Origin of the sequence: Rheinheimera sp., assembly GCF_020217005.1 — a bacterium.
Classification (GTDB): Bacteria; Pseudomonadota; Gammaproteobacteria; order Enterobacterales; family Alteromonadaceae; genus Pararheinheimera.
In genome coordinates, this window is record NZ_JAIWOI010000188.1 from 1 (window position 1) to 15,865 (window position 15,865).

General features: G+C 47.9%; 16 protein-coding genes and 1 other RNA gene. 7 read left to right on the plus strand and 10 right to left on the minus strand.

The features are described from left to right. Both LDL40_RS09115 and LDL40_RS09120 read left to right on the plus strand, forming a co-directional pair. Positions 1-775 (plus strand): peptidoglycan DD-metalloendopeptidase family protein (locus tag LDL40_RS09115; protein ID WP_300994994.1); only part of this gene is annotated, 775 nt, incomplete at its 5' end. Then, positions 775-1,884, plus strand: coding sequence for an anhydro-N-acetylmuramic acid kinase (locus LDL40_RS09120; protein ID WP_300994995.1), 1,110 nt, complete (start codon positions 775-777; stop codon positions 1,882-1,884). The genes LDL40_RS09115 and LDL40_RS09120, both read left to right, overlap by 1 nt. 29 nt (positions 1,885-1,913) lie before the next feature. Here the strand turns inward: LDL40_RS09120 and LDL40_RS09125 are convergent, their stop codons facing one another. The 8 genes from LDL40_RS09125 to hrcA form a co-directional block, all read right to left on the minus strand. Beyond that, positions 1,914-3,044 carry a sodium ion-translocating decarboxylase subunit beta gene (locus LDL40_RS09125; RefSeq protein ID WP_300994996.1) on the minus strand — a complete coding sequence of 377 codons (1,131 nt, stop codon included), beginning with the start codon at positions 3,042-3,044 and terminating at the stop codon, positions 1,914-1,916. Between the two features lie 9 nt (positions 3,045-3,053). Then, positions 3,054-4,847 (minus strand): sodium-extruding oxaloacetate decarboxylase subunit alpha, encoded by a 1,794-nt coding sequence (gene oadA / locus LDL40_RS09130; protein WP_300994997.1) that lies wholly within the window; start codon positions 4,845-4,847, stop codon positions 3,054-3,056. A 2-nt stretch (positions 4,848-4,849) separates the two neighbouring features. Beyond that, positions 4,850-5,101, minus strand: coding sequence for an OadG family protein (locus LDL40_RS09135; RefSeq protein WP_300994999.1), 252 nt, complete (start codon positions 5,099-5,101; stop codon positions 4,850-4,852). 274 nt (positions 5,102-5,375) lie between these two features. Next, positions 5,376-5,939, minus strand: a complete 564-nt coding sequence (locus LDL40_RS09140) for a membrane integrity-associated transporter subunit PqiC (RefSeq protein ID WP_300995000.1) — start codon at positions 5,937-5,939, stop codon at positions 5,376-5,378. Then, entirely contained in the window at positions 5,939-7,693 is a 1,755-nt protein-coding gene (pqiB, locus tag LDL40_RS09145) for an intermembrane transport protein PqiB (RefSeq protein ID WP_300995001.1), read from the minus strand. The genes LDL40_RS09140 and pqiB overlap by 1 nt, the downstream gene beginning before the upstream one ends. Further along, positions 7,686-8,966 (minus strand): PqiA/YebS family transporter subunit, encoded by a 1,281-nt coding sequence (locus LDL40_RS09150; protein ID WP_300995003.1) that lies wholly within the window; start codon positions 8,964-8,966, stop codon positions 7,686-7,688. The genes pqiB and LDL40_RS09150 overlap by 8 nt, the downstream gene beginning before the upstream one ends. Positions 8,967-9,106: 140 nt before the next feature. Then, a complete protein-coding gene (gene grpE / locus LDL40_RS09155) occupies positions 9,107-9,676 on the minus strand; it encodes a nucleotide exchange factor GrpE (protein ID WP_300995004.1) in 570 nt (189 codons plus the stop codon). A 29-nt stretch (positions 9,677-9,705) separates the two neighbouring features. Next, positions 9,706-10,731: a heat-inducible transcriptional repressor HrcA gene (gene hrcA, locus LDL40_RS09160; protein WP_300995005.1), complete on the minus strand. Its 1,026-nt coding sequence runs from the start codon at positions 10,729-10,731 to the stop codon at positions 9,706-9,708. 179 nt (positions 10,732-10,910) lie between these two features. Between hrcA and nadK the strand changes: the two genes are divergently transcribed. The 3 genes from nadK (at position 10,911) to LDL40_RS09175 (ending at position 14,036) form a co-directional block, all read left to right on the plus strand. After that, the gene (gene nadK / locus LDL40_RS09165) at positions 10,911-11,804 is read left to right on the plus strand and encodes an NAD(+) kinase (RefSeq protein ID WP_300995006.1); all 894 of its coding nucleotides are present in this window, start codon (positions 10,911-10,913) and stop codon (positions 11,802-11,804) included. Positions 11,805-11,883: 79 nt separating this feature from the next. Beyond that, positions 11,884-13,551, plus strand: coding sequence for a DNA repair protein RecN (gene recN / locus LDL40_RS09170; RefSeq protein ID WP_300995007.1), 1,668 nt, complete (start codon positions 11,884-11,886; stop codon positions 13,549-13,551). A gap of 128 nt (positions 13,552-13,679) precedes the next feature. Beyond that, positions 13,680-14,036: an outer membrane protein assembly factor BamE gene (locus LDL40_RS09175; RefSeq protein WP_300995008.1), complete on the plus strand. Its 357-nt coding sequence runs from the start codon at positions 13,680-13,682 to the stop codon at positions 14,034-14,036. A gap of 78 nt (positions 14,037-14,114) precedes the next feature. Here LDL40_RS09175 and LDL40_RS09180 read toward each other — a convergent pair whose 3' ends face one another. Both LDL40_RS09180 and LDL40_RS09185 read right to left on the minus strand, forming a co-directional pair. After that, positions 14,115-14,462, minus strand: a complete 348-nt coding sequence (locus LDL40_RS09180; RefSeq protein WP_300995009.1) for an RnfH family protein — start codon at positions 14,460-14,462, stop codon at positions 14,115-14,117. After that, on the minus strand, positions 14,455-14,898 hold the full coding sequence (locus LDL40_RS09185; RefSeq protein ID WP_300995010.1) for a type II toxin-antitoxin system RatA family toxin: 444 nt from the start codon (positions 14,896-14,898) through the stop codon (positions 14,455-14,457). The genes LDL40_RS09180 and LDL40_RS09185 overlap by 8 nt, the downstream gene beginning before the upstream one ends. Positions 14,899-15,016: 118 nt before the next feature. Here LDL40_RS09185 and smpB point away from each other — a divergent pair, with 118 nt between their 5' ends. After that, the gene (smpB, locus tag LDL40_RS09190) at positions 15,017-15,499 is read left to right on the plus strand and encodes an SsrA-binding protein SmpB (RefSeq protein WP_300995012.1); all 483 of its coding nucleotides are present in this window, start codon (positions 15,017-15,019) and stop codon (positions 15,497-15,499) included. A 168-nt stretch (positions 15,500-15,667) separates the two neighbouring features. Next, positions 15,668-15,865, plus strand: a transfer-messenger RNA (tmRNA) gene (gene ssrA / locus LDL40_RS09195); the annotation flags it as partial.

Consider the following 15,865-nt stretch of genomic DNA (forward strand, 5'->3'; position numbering starts at 1 on the left):
TTCGTTTTGGAACGCAGGTCTGGAAGCTGGTTTAACTGAAGCTCAGATGCTGACCCTGGCGAACAATATTTTCAGTTACGACATCGACTTTGGTTTGGATATCAAAGCAGGCGACAGTTTCAGTGTGATTTTTGAAACCCGTTATGCTGATGGCCAATTTGTTGGTAATGGCAATATTCTCGCTGCCCAGTTTAAAAACGAAGGTCAAGTGTACCAGGCGGTTCGCCACAAGGACGGCGCCTATTACAAACCGGACGGTAAAGGTACTAAACAAGCCTTTTTACGCGCCCCGGTTAGTTTCCAGTATGTCAGCTCCAATTTTAACCCCCGCCGCTTACATCCAGTGTTAAAGAAAGTGAAACCACATAACGGTGTTGATTATGTTGCTGCAGTAGGTACTCCTATTATGGCGGCTGGTGATGGTAAAGTCATTGCTTCGACCCGTAACGGTGTAAATGGTAACTATGTGTTTATCAAACACAAAAACAACATTGTGACCAAATACCTGCACTTATCCAAACGTGATGTAAAACAAGGTGAAAACGTCAAGCAAGGTCAGGTGATAGGCCGCTTAGGTGCTACTGGCCGTGTCACAGGCGCTCACCTGCATTATGAATTTGTCGTAGGTGGTGTGCACCGTAATCCGCGTACTGTGAAATTACCTCAGGCCGATGCGTTGTCGACCAGCGAACGTATTGCTTTTGTCAACGAAGCAAAACAGCTGATTGCCCAAATGCAAAACCACGAGCGGATCACGGTAGCAGCAGCTGAGTAATGTTCAGCTTGTATATAGGCATAATGTCCGGCACCAGTCTCGATGGTATCGATCTGGTGCTGGTTCGTTTTAAACAGGCCACTGACGAAAAGCTCCAGCCTGAACTACTAGAAACCCTGCTTTGCCCTTTCCCTGCACAATTACGCCAGCAGCTTAGCCAATTGGCCCAAACTGGTCCTGATGAACTGGAGCTGATGGGTTTAGTTGAACAGCAACTGGCCTTAGCTTATGCCGATGCAGTCCAACAGTTGTTGGCTAAAGCCAAAGTCGCACCAGCACAGATCAGCGCTATAGGCTGTCACGGCCAGACGATCCGGCACAGGCCTTATGCGCAGTTTCCGTTCACTTATCAGATTGGGGATATGTTTCGCTTAGCCTCTGAGACTCAAATCAGGGTGATCGCCGATTTTCGCCGTAAAGATATGGCCTATGGTGGCCAAGGTGCACCTTTGGTACCAGCTTTTCATCAGGCGATATTCGCCAGACCAGACAGCTATCGCGCCATCTTAAACATTGGTGGTATTGCCAATGTCACCCTGTTGCAACCTAACCAGAGCGTGCGCGGTTTTGACACTGGTCCAGGTAATGGCCTGATGGATAACTGGATACAGCAACAGGGCTTGGGCTTATATGACACCGATGGGCTTTACGCCGCCTCAGGGTCAATACAACAGACGTTATTAGCCGATCTTTTATCTGACCCCTACTTTCAGTTAAAGGGTCCCAAAAGCACAGGCAGAGAGTATTTCAACAGCTTATGGCTTGCTGATAAAATCGGAAGCAGTAAGTATGCGCCAGAGGACGTGCAGCGCACCCTGACTCGCTTTACCGCGCAAAGCATCAGAATTGCATTAGCTAATGAAGCCATCACTGAATTATTTGTCTGTGGTGGTGGGGCTTATAACAAGGTCTTACTCGACGATTTACAGCAGCTATTCCCCAACATCACCATTGCACAAACCGCCAGTTTAGGTGTGAAAGCTGATGATGTGGAGGCTATGGCCTTTGCCTGGCTGGCTTATGCTTATGACCATAAAATTGCAGGCAATATCCCTGAAGTCACGGGTGCCCGTAAAGCCGTGGTGTTAGGAGTGGAATTTAGTTACTAACCAAATTCCACCCCTAAAAGTTCCTATAGTTACTGCAACAACGCCAACAGAATACCAGCAGCAACTGCCGAACCTAGCACACCAGCTACATTAGGTCCCATTGCATGCATCAGCAGGAAATTATGCGGATCGGCTTCTAAACCGACTTTATTGGCGACACGGGCCGACATAGGCACAGCAGACACACCAGCTGCACCTATCAGTGGATTAACAGGATCTTTGGATAACTTGTTCATCAGTTTTGCCATCAAGACACCTGAAGCCGTACCTATACCAAAAGCAATTGCGCCCAGTACCAGAATACCTAAAGTTTGAGTGGTCAGGAATTTATCTGCACTTAACTTTGACCCCACGGCCAGACCTAAGAAAATAGTCACAATATTGATCAGCTCGTTCTGGGCTGTCTTAGATAAGCGCTCCACTACGCCGGCTTCACGTATTAAATTGCCCAAACAAAACATACCAATCAGCGGCGCTGCTGTGGGTAAAAACAGGAAAGTCAGTACCAGCACCAGCAAAGGAAAGATGATTTTTTCTTTTTGACTGACCTGTCTGAGCTGCGCCATTCTAATTTTACGCTCATCCACTGTCGTCAGAGCCCGCATAATGGGAGGCTGAATAATAGGAACAAGCGCCATATAGGAGTAGGCAGCTACCGCTATAGCCCCCAATAATTCAGGCGCCAATTTCGACGCCAAAAAAATAGCGGTTGGGCCATCAGCACCACCAATAATGGCAATAGCGGCAGCTTCTTTCATGGTAAAACTTAAGCCTGGTACCAGATTAAGCGCTATAGCGCCCAATAAGGTTGAAAAAATACCAAACTGAGCTGCAGCACCTAACAACAGCATTTTAGGATTGGCTATTAAAGCACTGAAGTCAGTTAAGGCTCCAACACCTAAAAAGATCAGCAGCGGAAATACACCGGTTTCAATCCCCACATGGTACACGTAGTACAGCAAACCACCGGGCTCACTCATCCCAGCCAAAGGAATATTGGTCAGAATAGCGCCAAAGCCTATCGGAATAAGCAGCAAAGGCTCAAAGCCTTTGGCTATCGCTAAATACAACAATATAAAACCCACCGCCATCATCACCAGCGCAGGCCAGGTCAGATGTACCAAACCTGTAGAATCAATCAGTGTTAACAAAGCATCCATGACTTATCCTCAGGCAAAACTAACCAGCAGATCGCCGGTTGTAACCGCAGAGCCAACACTGACATGAAGTTGACTGACAATACCGGCCTGGCTGGCCCGGATTTCTGTCTCCATTTTCATCGCTTCCATCAACAGCACAACTTGCCCTGCTGCCACCTGCTGGCCAACACTGACCTTGAGTGCTAACACATTACCGGCTAAAGGTGAGGTTAATGTACTGGCTGGCTGAATACTGGCCGACTGTGGAATAGTTTCATCCACCGCAGCTTTGATCTGCTGCACGGCACCAGCAGGTCCTACTTCAACCTGATAGAGTTTGCCGTCCACTTTGACACTGTAATAGCCCACATCAGCCCCCCTGCTGTTAAGCTGCTCGGCAGGAGTCTGAGTGACTGCGACTGCTGGCTTAGCTTCATGCCCGGGAGCTGGCTCAAACTTAGACGCATCACCTCTGTGTTGCAAAAATCTCAAGCCTACCTGTGGGAACAAAGCGTAGGTCAGCACATCATCGACTTTGGCTTCTGCCAGCTGTATCTGTAATTCTTTAGCTTTGTTGTCCAATTCAGCAGTCAGAACAGCCAGTTCAGGTTGCAGCAAGTCCGCAGGACGGCAGAGGATAGCTTCAGCCCCAGCCAACACTTTTTGCTGCAAAGCCGAATCTACTGCTGCCGGTGTAGTGCCATATTCACCTTTGAGCACAGCAGCGGTCTCTTTTGTAATGGTCTTATAACGCTCACCGGACAACACATTTAAAACTGCCTGGGTGCCTACTATTTGTGAGGTTGGTGTGACTAAGGGCAAAAACCCCAGCTCCTGACGTACTTTAGGAATTTCCTGCAGCACTAAGTCCATTTTGTCTAAAGCGCCCTGCTCTTTCAGCTGGCTTTCCATATTGGTCAGCATACCACCTGGTACCTGAGCCAATAGAATCCTGGCATCTACGCCTTTCAGTGAACCTTCAAATTGAGCATACTTAGTCCTGACTTCGCGGAAATAGGCCGCTATCTCCTCCAGCAACACCAAATTTAGCCCTGTGTCCCGCTTCGTCCCCTCTGTTATAGCAACTATAGTTTCGGTCGCGCTGTGACCATAGGTCATGCTCATTGACGATATGGCGGTATCGAGCATATCAATACCAGCGTCTATGGCCTTCTGGTAAGTGGCAGTACTTAACCCAGTTGTGGCATGGCATTGCATGGCTATAGGTAACTTCACCCGCTCTTTTAGTCTGGTGATCAGCTCTTCTGCGACATAAGGCTTAAGTAAGCCAGCCATGTCTTTAATACAAATTGAATGACAGCCCATATCTTCCAGCTGCATCGCCATATCCAGCCAGCCGTCAATAGTATGAACTGGGCTGACGGTATAAGACAAAGTGCCCTGAGCATGAGCGCCAACCTTGACCGCGGCAGCTACAGCTGTCTGCAGGTTACGCACATCATTCATTGCATCAAAAATTCGGAATACCTCTATACCATTGGCAAAACTGCGTTCAACAAAAGCTTCAACCAAATCGTCTGCATAATGGCGATAGCCCAATAAATTCTGACCCCGCAGCAGCATTTGCTGCTTTGTATTGGGCATGGCTTTTTTTAGCTCACGTAGCCGATGCCAGGGGTCTTCACCTAAATAACGAATACAGGCATCAAAAGTAGCACCGCCCCAGGATTCCATAGACCAATAACCAACCTGGTCCAGTTTGGCCGCTATTGGCAACATGTCCTCTAAGCGCAGGCGCGTGGCTAACAAAGATTGATGGGCGTCTCTGAGCACCAGCTCAGTCAAAAGTAATGGCTGACTCATTTTTATCCCTTGTGTTGTTTGTGGTGATGTTCAATAGCGGAACTAATAGCTGCAACTACTGCTGGCGATATCCCCTCAGGCTGAGACGAAGCAACAGGTGAAGTCACAGGTACAGCTGTAGGTCTGACTAATCTGGACATCACCTGCACAGCCCAGACCAACAGCATTAAAAATCCAAACACTACGCCCATTCCCACTAACATCAATATTGCTGCGTCCAGCAGTAAAGCCCCTACTTGTTGCTCAGCGTCCATCTTCCGCCCTCCGTCTCATGCTTCTGTATTGATTAATAGCAGCTTTCAGCCTGGAACATAAGCCAATGCTTAATCACTTTGCTTAATGACTGCTATTTATACAATCTATACCGAACTCTATTGACAAAGGCAAGAAGTAGACATTTAGACAGCTAAAAATCTAAACATCTGAAATAGATGTAAAGCGGAACAAAGGAAAAAATAAACCCCGCCAACTGGCGGGGTGAGTGTCTTACTGAAACTGGCTTCAACCAGACTTGGCAGGCAGGGGACCTCAGGAAGCCGGGTTTTCCGTCAGCATACTTGCTATTTGCGCTGCGACCTGACCCCAGCCCTGCCCCAAAGTTTTTACGACTTCGTCATAGCCATCATCGGCAATAGGCAGTTGCAGCTCAAAAGGCAGTTGCTTCACGGTCTCGCCCTGCAACAGTGATGCCTGGCCACTAATAAGCACCTGACCATCTGCTGTGGTATGGAACTGACTGATCTGCACCGTCAGGCGACTGTCGCCCGGAGCACTGACTTGCTGGGTCACACGCCAGTCGGTTAGGGTCGCTGACAAATGGGCTTGCAGGTTACGGGTTAATTGCTGATCCAAAGCTTCAGCCCATTGATGCAGCCTGGTCAGCTGCAGATTCACCTCGTTGTTCTGATACACCAGCGCATTGCTGTTTAAGTAGCTGGCCACTATGACAGGCTCGACGACCAGCACTTTAGTGCTCTGCACCACAGGAGCTTTAGCTGCTACTGCCGGCAAACGGTAATACTGCAATTCAGCCGGAGAGCTGCCACAACCGGCCACCGCCAGACTCAGGAATACAAAAGCTAAATAACGCATTAGTTGCCCTTCTCAGGTTCTGGATCTTTAGGCAGATCGGCATTAAAAATCAGTGAATTGCTTTGACTACTCATAGTTTTAATCACAGGCTGTAAATCCCGTAACAATTGGTCCATCGACTGCAAATTACCATTGAAACGTTCATAAGCAGGTGAACCAGGCGAAAAGCCAGCCAGAGTTTTACGCAGTTCAGTCAGACTCTGCTGAATATCAGCTGGCAGTTGCTGCACTGACTTATCCTGCACCAGTTGATCCAGTGACTGGATCAACTGCTCGGCGTTTTTCAGCATTTTTTCACTTTGCAGTAAAGTCGCTGAACTTTGTGCCAGCACATCTTCCACCGGCAGACTATTGACTTTATCCAGCACCTGCAGCACTTTTTGTTCAATATTGGCCAAACCGCTTGGTGCTGTTGGCATAATTTTCAGACCCGCATGATCGGCCAAAGTAAAAGGCGCCGGTACAAAACCCTCACTGGAAAATGCTGGTGGCTCAGCTGTGGCCACTTCAACTTTCTCAGACTGTTCAGCATCCGCCAAAGCCGGCACTTCGACTTTAACTTGCGGCGTTTCAATCACAGCATCGGTTTGCACTAATTCGATATACAAAGCACCTGTTAATAAACTACCGGTTTTCAGTACTGCTCTTAAGCCGTGTTGTACTGCGGTCTCTAATTCCTGCGCTAGTTTTTTCAGGCTCATTTCACCAGCCAACCGGCCAGCTTCTACCCGGACCAGCACAGGAATACCTTTTTTAAAGGCCACATCCAAAGGGTTGTCCATATTAAAGAAGTAAGGTGCCATAGCCACAGTGCCTATACGTACGCCTTTGTATTCCAATGGCGCGCCCGCTGTTAAACCACGGATGGATTCATCAAAAAACAGCAGGTATTCGTTGTATTCAGTGTATAAACCTTCTTTGATGGCTTTTTGGTTTTTAAACAGCTGAAACTCGCTGTTACTGGCCACTTTATCTCCTACAGGCCAACCTTCCAGCACATCAAAATGCACACCACCGCTGAGTAATGTTGCGATGGAAGCCAATTCAACCCTCACCCCTTGTGCTGATACGTCCAGCGCCATACCACTGGCTTGCCAGAATCGTACGTTTTCCGTCACCAGCGCATCATAAGGAGCACGAATAAACAATTGATAGGTCATATGGCCCTGTTCAGCAACGAAGTGACTGGTCTCTACTGTCCCTACCGCATAACCGTGGTAAAGCACAGGGTCACCTACAGCCAAAGCCGTTGCATCATCACTTAACAAAGTCACCCGCACACCGGGCGCATCAGCCGGCGCTATAGGCGGGCTGTCGAGTAATTCATAATAATATTTTTGCACACTGGCTTTGCCAGGCTGCAATTCAATATAAGCTCCGGACAGCAGTGTATTTAAGCCACTGACACCACCACGCCCTACAGTAGGCTTGACGACCCATAACTGAGTGTCTTCGTTTAGTAAGGCTTCAATGCCCGGGTCCATTCTGGCCTTGACCAGTACTTTGCTTAAATCTTCTGACAACTGCACCGACTCAACCCGGCCTATGTCTACACTGCGGCTTTTGATCTGGGTTTTACCTGCTACTATGCCTTCCGCATTCAATGTCACCAGTGTAATCACAGGCCCCTGATTTTTCTGAGTGTAATACAACATCCAAATACCAATGGCCACGGCCATCACAGGCACTATCCAGATAGGAGATAATTGTCGGATCTTTTTCACCGCGGCCACCCGGCCCTGCGTCTTAGCCACGCTGTTGCTCCTCTTTTTTATTGCGTTGATCCCACAATAAACGTGGATCAAAACTCATAGCGGCGAGCATGGTGGTTATCACCACAGTCGCAAAAATAATAGCGCCCATCCCAGGGTAGACGCCCATCAACAAATCAAACCTGACCAGAGCGGCCAGAATAGCCACCACCAGTACGTCCACCATAGACCAGCGCCCTATCCAGTCAACCAGTAAATAAACCCGGGTCGAGAGCAGCTGGCGTTTGTGTCCCTTATGACTGGCTAAATAACAGAGCCAGAACATCACCACTATTTTCACCACAGGCACGACCACACTGGCCAATAGAATCACAATAGCCACCGGATAAGCACCGTCCTGCCACATCAATATAATACCGCTGATGATGGTAGACTGAATGCTGCTGCCCAAAGACACAGTTTCCATAATAGGCAGCAGGTTGGCCGGGATATACAACAGAGTTGCGGTAATCAGCCAGGCCAGCGTTTTTTGTAAACTGCCCGGAATACGGGCTGTGACTTTAGTGCCACAGCGATCACAATGTTTTTGCTCCAGCGGCACTATGGCAGTGCAGCAGCTACAACTGGCCAGATGCAAGGATACACCGGTTTTACCAGCACAAGTGACAGGCACAGGTTGCGGCGCTGGAGCTATAGATTCCCACAAAGCATGACGGTCTATCACCTGGAAAGTACGTAAGTGCAGCAAGCAAAACAAACAAAAAGCCCAGAAACTCATCCCTACAGAGATGTCGGCATAGACCACCAGTTTGACAAAGGCGACCAGAATACCGATCAGAAAAATATCCACCATGCTCCAGGGTTTGAGCATATACAGCACCCGGGCGGTCCAAACCAGGCCTCTGACCTTGCGCACCATACCCAGCTTGATATAAATCACCGCCAGCATACAAAAAGCCGGTATGGCCTGAATAAATAACCAGACCAGCACAGCCAGCCACTGCTGATGCTCATTAAACAACACAGAGGAAGTATCAAAAAAACTCATGATATGAACGTTACCAGCTACATCCATGCCGATAAACGGAAAGAGGTTGGCCAAAATCAGCATAAACAACGAACTTGCAGCGTAAAGCACAGGCCTTAAAACCGGGTCTTTCTGGCGCATATCTAATAAATAGCCGCAGCGGCTGCAGGCGGCTTCCTGACCAATAGCCAACAAGGGCAGTTGCTGCAATAGATCGCAGTGGCGACAAAGCACCAGTTCAGCCACAGGATGCGTGGACTGCGCTACACCAGACTCCAGATCAGACAAAAAGATTCCTTTGCATAGGCCTACATTGCGATAAAGCTATTGTAAAAGCACAGAGAGGTAAAGCACAGAAAAAAATGGGGCCAGGTCACCTTGTTAGCAGTTAACAAGGTGACCTGGCCCCATTTTCAATAAATTGCCGTTTATTCAACAGCTTTAGATACACCCACCATGGCTGGGCGCACTAAACGACCGTTCAGCTCATAACCTTTTTGCATCACAAAAGTCACGGTATTTGGTGCTACATCAGCGCTTGGCTGAATAGACATCGCCTGATGGAATTCAGGATTAAAAGGCTGGCCTTGAGGGTCAATTTGCTGCACACCGTTTTTCGCCAGTGTATCCAGTAAACCTTTCAGGGTTAAATCCACGCCTTCGCCCAAAGCTTTCTGGCTTTCATCTTCACGATTTAAGAAGGTTAAAGCACGCTCCAGGTTGTCTACTACTGGCAATAAATCACCAGCAAAACGCTCCAGCGCAAATTTATGGGCTTTTTCAACATCCATAGCTGAACGGCGACGACTATTGTCCGCTTCAGCTTTAATTCTAAGCATTAAATCATGCTGCTCTGCCAACTGGGCTTTTGCCTGCTGTAATTCTGCATCCAGCTTTGCAATAAGTTCCTGCTCCGGCGTCAGTTCTACCACTTGTTGCTCTGCCGCTGCTTCCGCAGCCTGTTGTTGTTCAGTTTGCACTTTATCTTGCTCGCTCATTAGTTACTACTCCACCATAGGTTGGCTTATTATGGGGATTGATTAAGATGATTCAAGTTAAAAAACATTTGTTGTGCTACAGCTTCTACTAAAGGCACAAAACGGCCATAGTTCATCCGGCGTGGCCCAAGCAAAGCAATAAAGCCATGAGGCTCAGCCCGGTAGCGCGCACAAATCAAACTCACCTTGGCTAAAGGTTCAATACCGGACTCCCGGCCCAGTATCAGTTTAGGTTGGGAATCCTGGGTGACAGGAGTTAATAATTTCACCAGACAAGAAGGATTGTCCAGCAGTTCAATCACCTGCTGCAGCTCTGGATCACGGTGATAGTCGCTGGCTTGCATCAGTTGGTGCTGACCATAAATCAGAGGCTGATGCTGCTGCATTTCATCCAGACTCAGTTGTGCCATAGCGGTTTTCACCAGAGCCTGTACCGCGCCGCATTCCTGCTTACCTATAAGAGCTAAACGTGAAATACCATCCAGCCAGTCCTGGCCACATAAAGCGGCATTGAGTAAACACAGTACCCTGCTTAAAGTCTGGTTATCAATTAAGTCATCGTAAAACAGCACCCGGTGCAGGATATCGCCATCTTCGTCTATCACCACCAGCAAGAGTCGCTGCGTGGCTAAACGCACCAGATCCACCTGCCGTATCACCCTGCCCTGACCTTTAGGCGCGCTGACAATACTGACCATGCCTGTTAAGTTAGCCAGCAACTGTCCGGCTTGCTGACACAATAAGGAAACAGGCAATTGCGGTGGCAAATTCACTTGAATAGCATCCAGCCAGCGTCCTGTTAAAGGCTCCAGCTGCAGCATTTTGTCGATAAATAACCTTATCCCAGAAGTGGTAGGCACCCGGCCGGCAGAGGTATGAGGAGAGCGGATAAAGCCCTGCTGCTCCAGTAGCATCATGGTGTTGCGCACTGTGGCTGAACTGACGCCAAGCTCTGACTGTTCACACAATAGCTTGGAGGACACAGGCATACCGTCCGTCAGATACTGCTCGACTATCAGTTTTAATATCAGTTCTGGTCTGCTTAACTGAACCACTACAGTTGTTACTCCGGTTAAAAAGACGACTTATACAACAAAGCTGAACTACTGCTAGGTATTGTGGGGACTTTATTAAAAAATTCAAGCCTTGGGCTTTGTCCACTGCCGGAGCTGACAAAGCTGTTCGCTGTCAGAAACTATGGGTATACTGAGTGCGCACTTAGAAAGGAACACTCATGAGTCAAAACCCAGGCAGCGCATTTCAAACCATTGGATTAATTGGCAAACCAAACCATCCCGGTGCCAATACAACCCTGATCAGCCTGTATCAGTTTTTAACGGCACTTCAGTTAAAAGTCTATGTGGAAGAGAAAGTTGCGGAATCTTTAGCTTTGCCGGATGTGCAGGTGATGGATTTAGTTGAACTGGGTAAAAACTGCGATCTGGCCATAGTAGTCGGCGGTGACGGCAATATGCTCGGCGCAGCCCGTGTGCTGGCCCGTTTTGGAGTTGCTGTATTAGGTGTTAACCGCGGTAACTTAGGCTTTTTAACCGACTTATCGCCAGAGAATTTTGAGACGCCTTTAGCTGCAGTGCTGGCAGGTAACTTTGTCACAGAACAACGTAACTTGCTGGAAGTGGAAGTCTATCGCAATGACTGCGTTAAAAGCAGTAACAGCGCTGTCAACGAAGCAGTATTACACGCCGACAAAGTGGCTCATATGATTGAGTTTGAAGCTCATATCAATGGTGAATTTGTGTTTAGTCAGCGCTCCGACGGCTTAATAGTCAGCACGCCAACAGGTTCTACCGCCTATTCATTATCAGGTGGCGGCCCTATTTTAACGCCTGAGCTGGATGCGATGAGCTTAGTGCCCATGTTCCCGCACACCTTAAGCAGCCGTCCTCTGGTGGTGTCCGGCACCAGTGAAATAGTACTTAAAGTGTCCCCCAGCAATGACGCGCATTTACAGGTCAGCTGTGACAGCCATGTGATTCTGGCCGTGATGCCAGGCGATGAAATTCGTATTCGTAAACACCCTAAACCGTTAAAACTGGTGCATCCGCCTGGTTACAGCTACTTTAACGTGCTGCGCAATAAGCTCGGTTGGGGCAGTAAACTTTACTAAAAAATCTCTTTGACACTCCCTTGCTAAAAACAAAATTACTGTATAAATTAACAGTTATTCAGTATTAGGGAGTTGGACCATGCTCAACCATCTGCATATCAGCAACTTTGCCATAGTGCGCGCACTGGAACTCGACTGGCGCGGCGGCATGACCACTATTACAGGAGAGACAGGCGCAGGTAAATCTATTGCCTTAGATGCTTTATCTTTATGTTTAGGCGATCGTGCCGATGGTTTAGTAGTGCGCCCAGGTTGTGACAAAGCCGACATAGTGGCTACTTTTGACATTAGTCAATTGGCAGCTGCGCAGCACTGGTTAGCCGAGCAGGATCTGGCGATGGGCAACGAATGCATAGTGCGTCGTGTCATTGGCAGCGAAGGCCGTTCCCGTGGTTATATCAATGGCGTACAAGTGCCAGCCCAACAACTCAAAGCTTTAGGCCATCACCTGCTGAGTATTCACGGCCAGCATGCGCATCAGTTATTGCTCAAGTCAGATCATCAACGTCAGTTGCTGGACGCTTATGCCAACACTCATTCTGCTTTAGCCCATTGCCGCCAACACTGGAAAGCCTGGCAACAGCTGAAACAAGAATACTCTGAACTGCAAAGCAGCCAACAGCAGCGTGAAGCACAGCGCCAGCTGCTGGAGTATCAGGTGGCTGAGCTGGATCAGTTTGCACCAGGTACAGAAGAGTTTGCCGAACTGGAAACCGAACATCAGCGCTTAAGCAACAGCCACAGCCTGATCCAGGCCAGCCAACAAGCCTTGCAACTGGCTTATGACGATGAAGAGGCCAACAGCTATCGTTTATTAAGTCATGCTTGTCAGCAACTGGACGACTATATCGAAGTCGATCCGGCTTTAACTCCTATTCATCAAATGCTAAGCGAAGCTTTAGTCCAAATCGAAGAAGCAGGCCGCGAACTGCGCCGCTACAGCGAAAAAGTAGATATAGACCCGGAACGTCTGGCAGACATTGACCAGCGTCTTAGTCAGTGGTTAAGTTTGAGCCGTAAACATCAAATTCCTAACGATCAGCTGGCTTTGTTCCACCAACAACTATCCCAACAGTTGTCAGAGTTGGCTGGTGATGACGACCGCATAGTGCAACTACAGCTGGAAATTCAACAGGCGCAACAACTCTATTGTCAGGCCGCTCAGGTAGTTTCTGAATTGCGTCAGGCAGCTGCTCTAGAGCTGTCCGATCAAATTGCCCGAAGCATGGCGGAACTGAGTATGGCCAATGGCAAATTTTTCATTGCCGTTGAAAGTGCAGGTATAGACAAAGCCAATGCATCAGGTTGGGATCAGGTCGATTTTCTGGTCAGCACCAACCCGGGCCAACCTTTACAGGCTCTGCATAAAGTAGCATCTGGTGGTGAATTATCCCGTATCAGTCTGGCGATTCAGGTGATTCTGGCGGGCAAAGTCACAACTCCAACCCTTATTTTTGACGAAGTGGACGTCGGGATCAGCGGTCCTGTTGCAGCTGGTGTCGGCCGTTTATTGCGGCAGTTAGGTGAGTCCACTCAGGTGATTTGTGTCACGCATTTACCGCAGGTTGCCAGCCAGGGGCATCATCAGTTGTTTGTCGAAAAATACACAGATGGCATAGCCACAGAAACCCGTATTCGCGAATTGGCTGATGAAGAAAGAGTACAGGAAATTGCTCGTTTACTGGCTGGTGAAAATGTCAGTGCTAATGCGATTGCCAATGCCCGGGAGTTGTTATGCGCGCCATAACAAAACATCAGCAGCAATTAATTTTTGCAGGCACGAACTAAGCCAGTACACTAAGGTCTGATTAAGGCTTTAATTTCAGCCCATGCTTGCGGTATGATGCCGCCAGACTTATTCAGATGAAGAGACAGATGAAAGCAGTAATAAAAACGGCCATGGTATTGGCCACAGCATTGACTCTGGGTGCTTGCAGCAGTTGGATCTACCGGATTGACGTACCACAAGGTAACTTTCTGGAGCAAAAAGACATAGATAAACTGCGTGTTCAAATGACCAAAGAACAGGTTCGCTTTGTACTAGGTAATCCTGTTGCTGAGAACGCTTTTGACGATGATATCTGGCATTATTTTTATGCGTTAAAAGGCGGTCGTGGCGAGAACTTCGAAAAACAACTAATTGCTAATTTTAAAGACGACAAATTGGTAGATATTACTGGTGATTTCACTAAACCAGCCAACTTTAACACGCCTTTAGACAAACCACTTTAGATTTACTGCAGTAGGGGTCAGAGCACAGTGGTCACAACTAACTCTGTGAGCTACCCCCAGTTCTATCTGGTGTCTTTCTCAGTCATGCGTTTGTTCATTGCCTTGTGGCCTGCCACCTGTAGTTTTATTCGCTCTGCCTTCATCTTTCGCTTTTTCAGCACGGCGGCGACGCATATCTTTAGGATCGGCTATTAAAGGTCGGTAAATTTCAATTCTGTCACCCGCTTTTGGTACTTCATTCAGTTTGCAGCTACGACTCCAGATCCCAACTTTGTTCTGACTTAAATCAATTTCAGGGAAAGCAGAGAGCATGCCGGATTGCAGGATAATTTGCTCCACAGTAGCAGCCGCATCGACAGTTAAACTTAACAAACTTTGTTTGGCTGGTGTGGCATAAGCCAGTTCAACAGCTTTAGTTTCAGCCATGTTGTTCTCCGTACACTTGTTTCGCTCTTTGAGTAAAAGCACCGACCATAGCCGCTGTTAACTCATTAAAAATTTTGCCAAAAGCAAATTCAACAATCTTATTGGAAAACTCAAAATCCAGCGCCAGTACTACTTTACAGGCCTCATCACTCAATGGAATAAAAGTCCAACCACCAGATAAAGCTTTAAAAGGCCCGGACTCCAACTGCATCTGAATTTGCGAGTTAGTCACCAGGGTATTTCGCGTGGTGAATTCCTGACTAATACCCGCTTTTTTGACCTGTAACCTCGCCAGCATTTGATCGGCAGACTGCTGTAAAATGTCGGCTTTGGCACAACCTGGTAAAAATTCCGGATAACGTGGTACATCGTTCACCAGCTCAAACATCTGGCGCGCGCTGTAAAAAACCAGTGCGCTGCGCTCAATTTGTGGCATACTCTCTCCCCTTAATGCAGGCGGCGATTGTAACAGAATTCGCCGTAGCCTCAATGTCCAGGGCCTAAGCCTTTTGCCATAAATTTCGTGGCTTTTAAGAGTTAATTCGTTCGCAAAGATGAGCAAAAAACAAAGCAACAAAAATCAGGGCGGCACCATAGCCCAAAACCGCAAAGCACGGCACGACTATTTCCTCGAAGAACGTTTCGAAGCGGGTATGTGCCTGCAAGGCTGGGAAATAAAAAGTATCCGTGAAGGCAAAGTAAATTTGTCCGACTCTTATGTCATTCTAAAAGACGGCGAAGCTTTTTTAATTGGTGCACAAATTCAGGCGCTGCACAGCGCGTCATCCCATGTGGTTTGTGACCCTGAGCGTTCACGTAAATTGTTATTAAACAAACGTGAACTGAACAAACTGGTTGGTAAAAAAGAACAAGACGGTTACACCTTAATAGCCACGTCCATGTACTGGAAAGCCTGTTGGGTAAAGCTGGAGTTCCATCTGGCCAAAGGTAAAAAGCACTTTGATAAACGTGACGACATCAAAGACAGAGACTGGTCGCGTGAGAAAGAACGCATGATGAAGCACAGCAAAAGATAATTGCAGCAGGGATGTTACCCACTGCAGCTTGATATTGTTCAATTCGTCACCATATAGAGTAATAACAGTCAAACGCAGCAAGAAAACACCAGTTCTCACCTTGCTGCCTTGAACTGCAGAGCGTAGAATGCGCTCAACACTGAAGTGTTCAGAAGTACGAAAGAATTCGGGGCCGATACTGGATTCGACGGGATTCACGAACTCTTAGGTGCATGCCGAGGTGCGGTAGGCCTCGTAAAAAAGCCGCAAACTAGTAGTCGCAAACGACGAAACTTACGCAATCGCTGCCTAATAAGCAGTAGATGCTCTCCCCCCCGCGCATGCCTGTAAGCCGGGATTTTGGGAGATCACCCCTAACAGGATCGC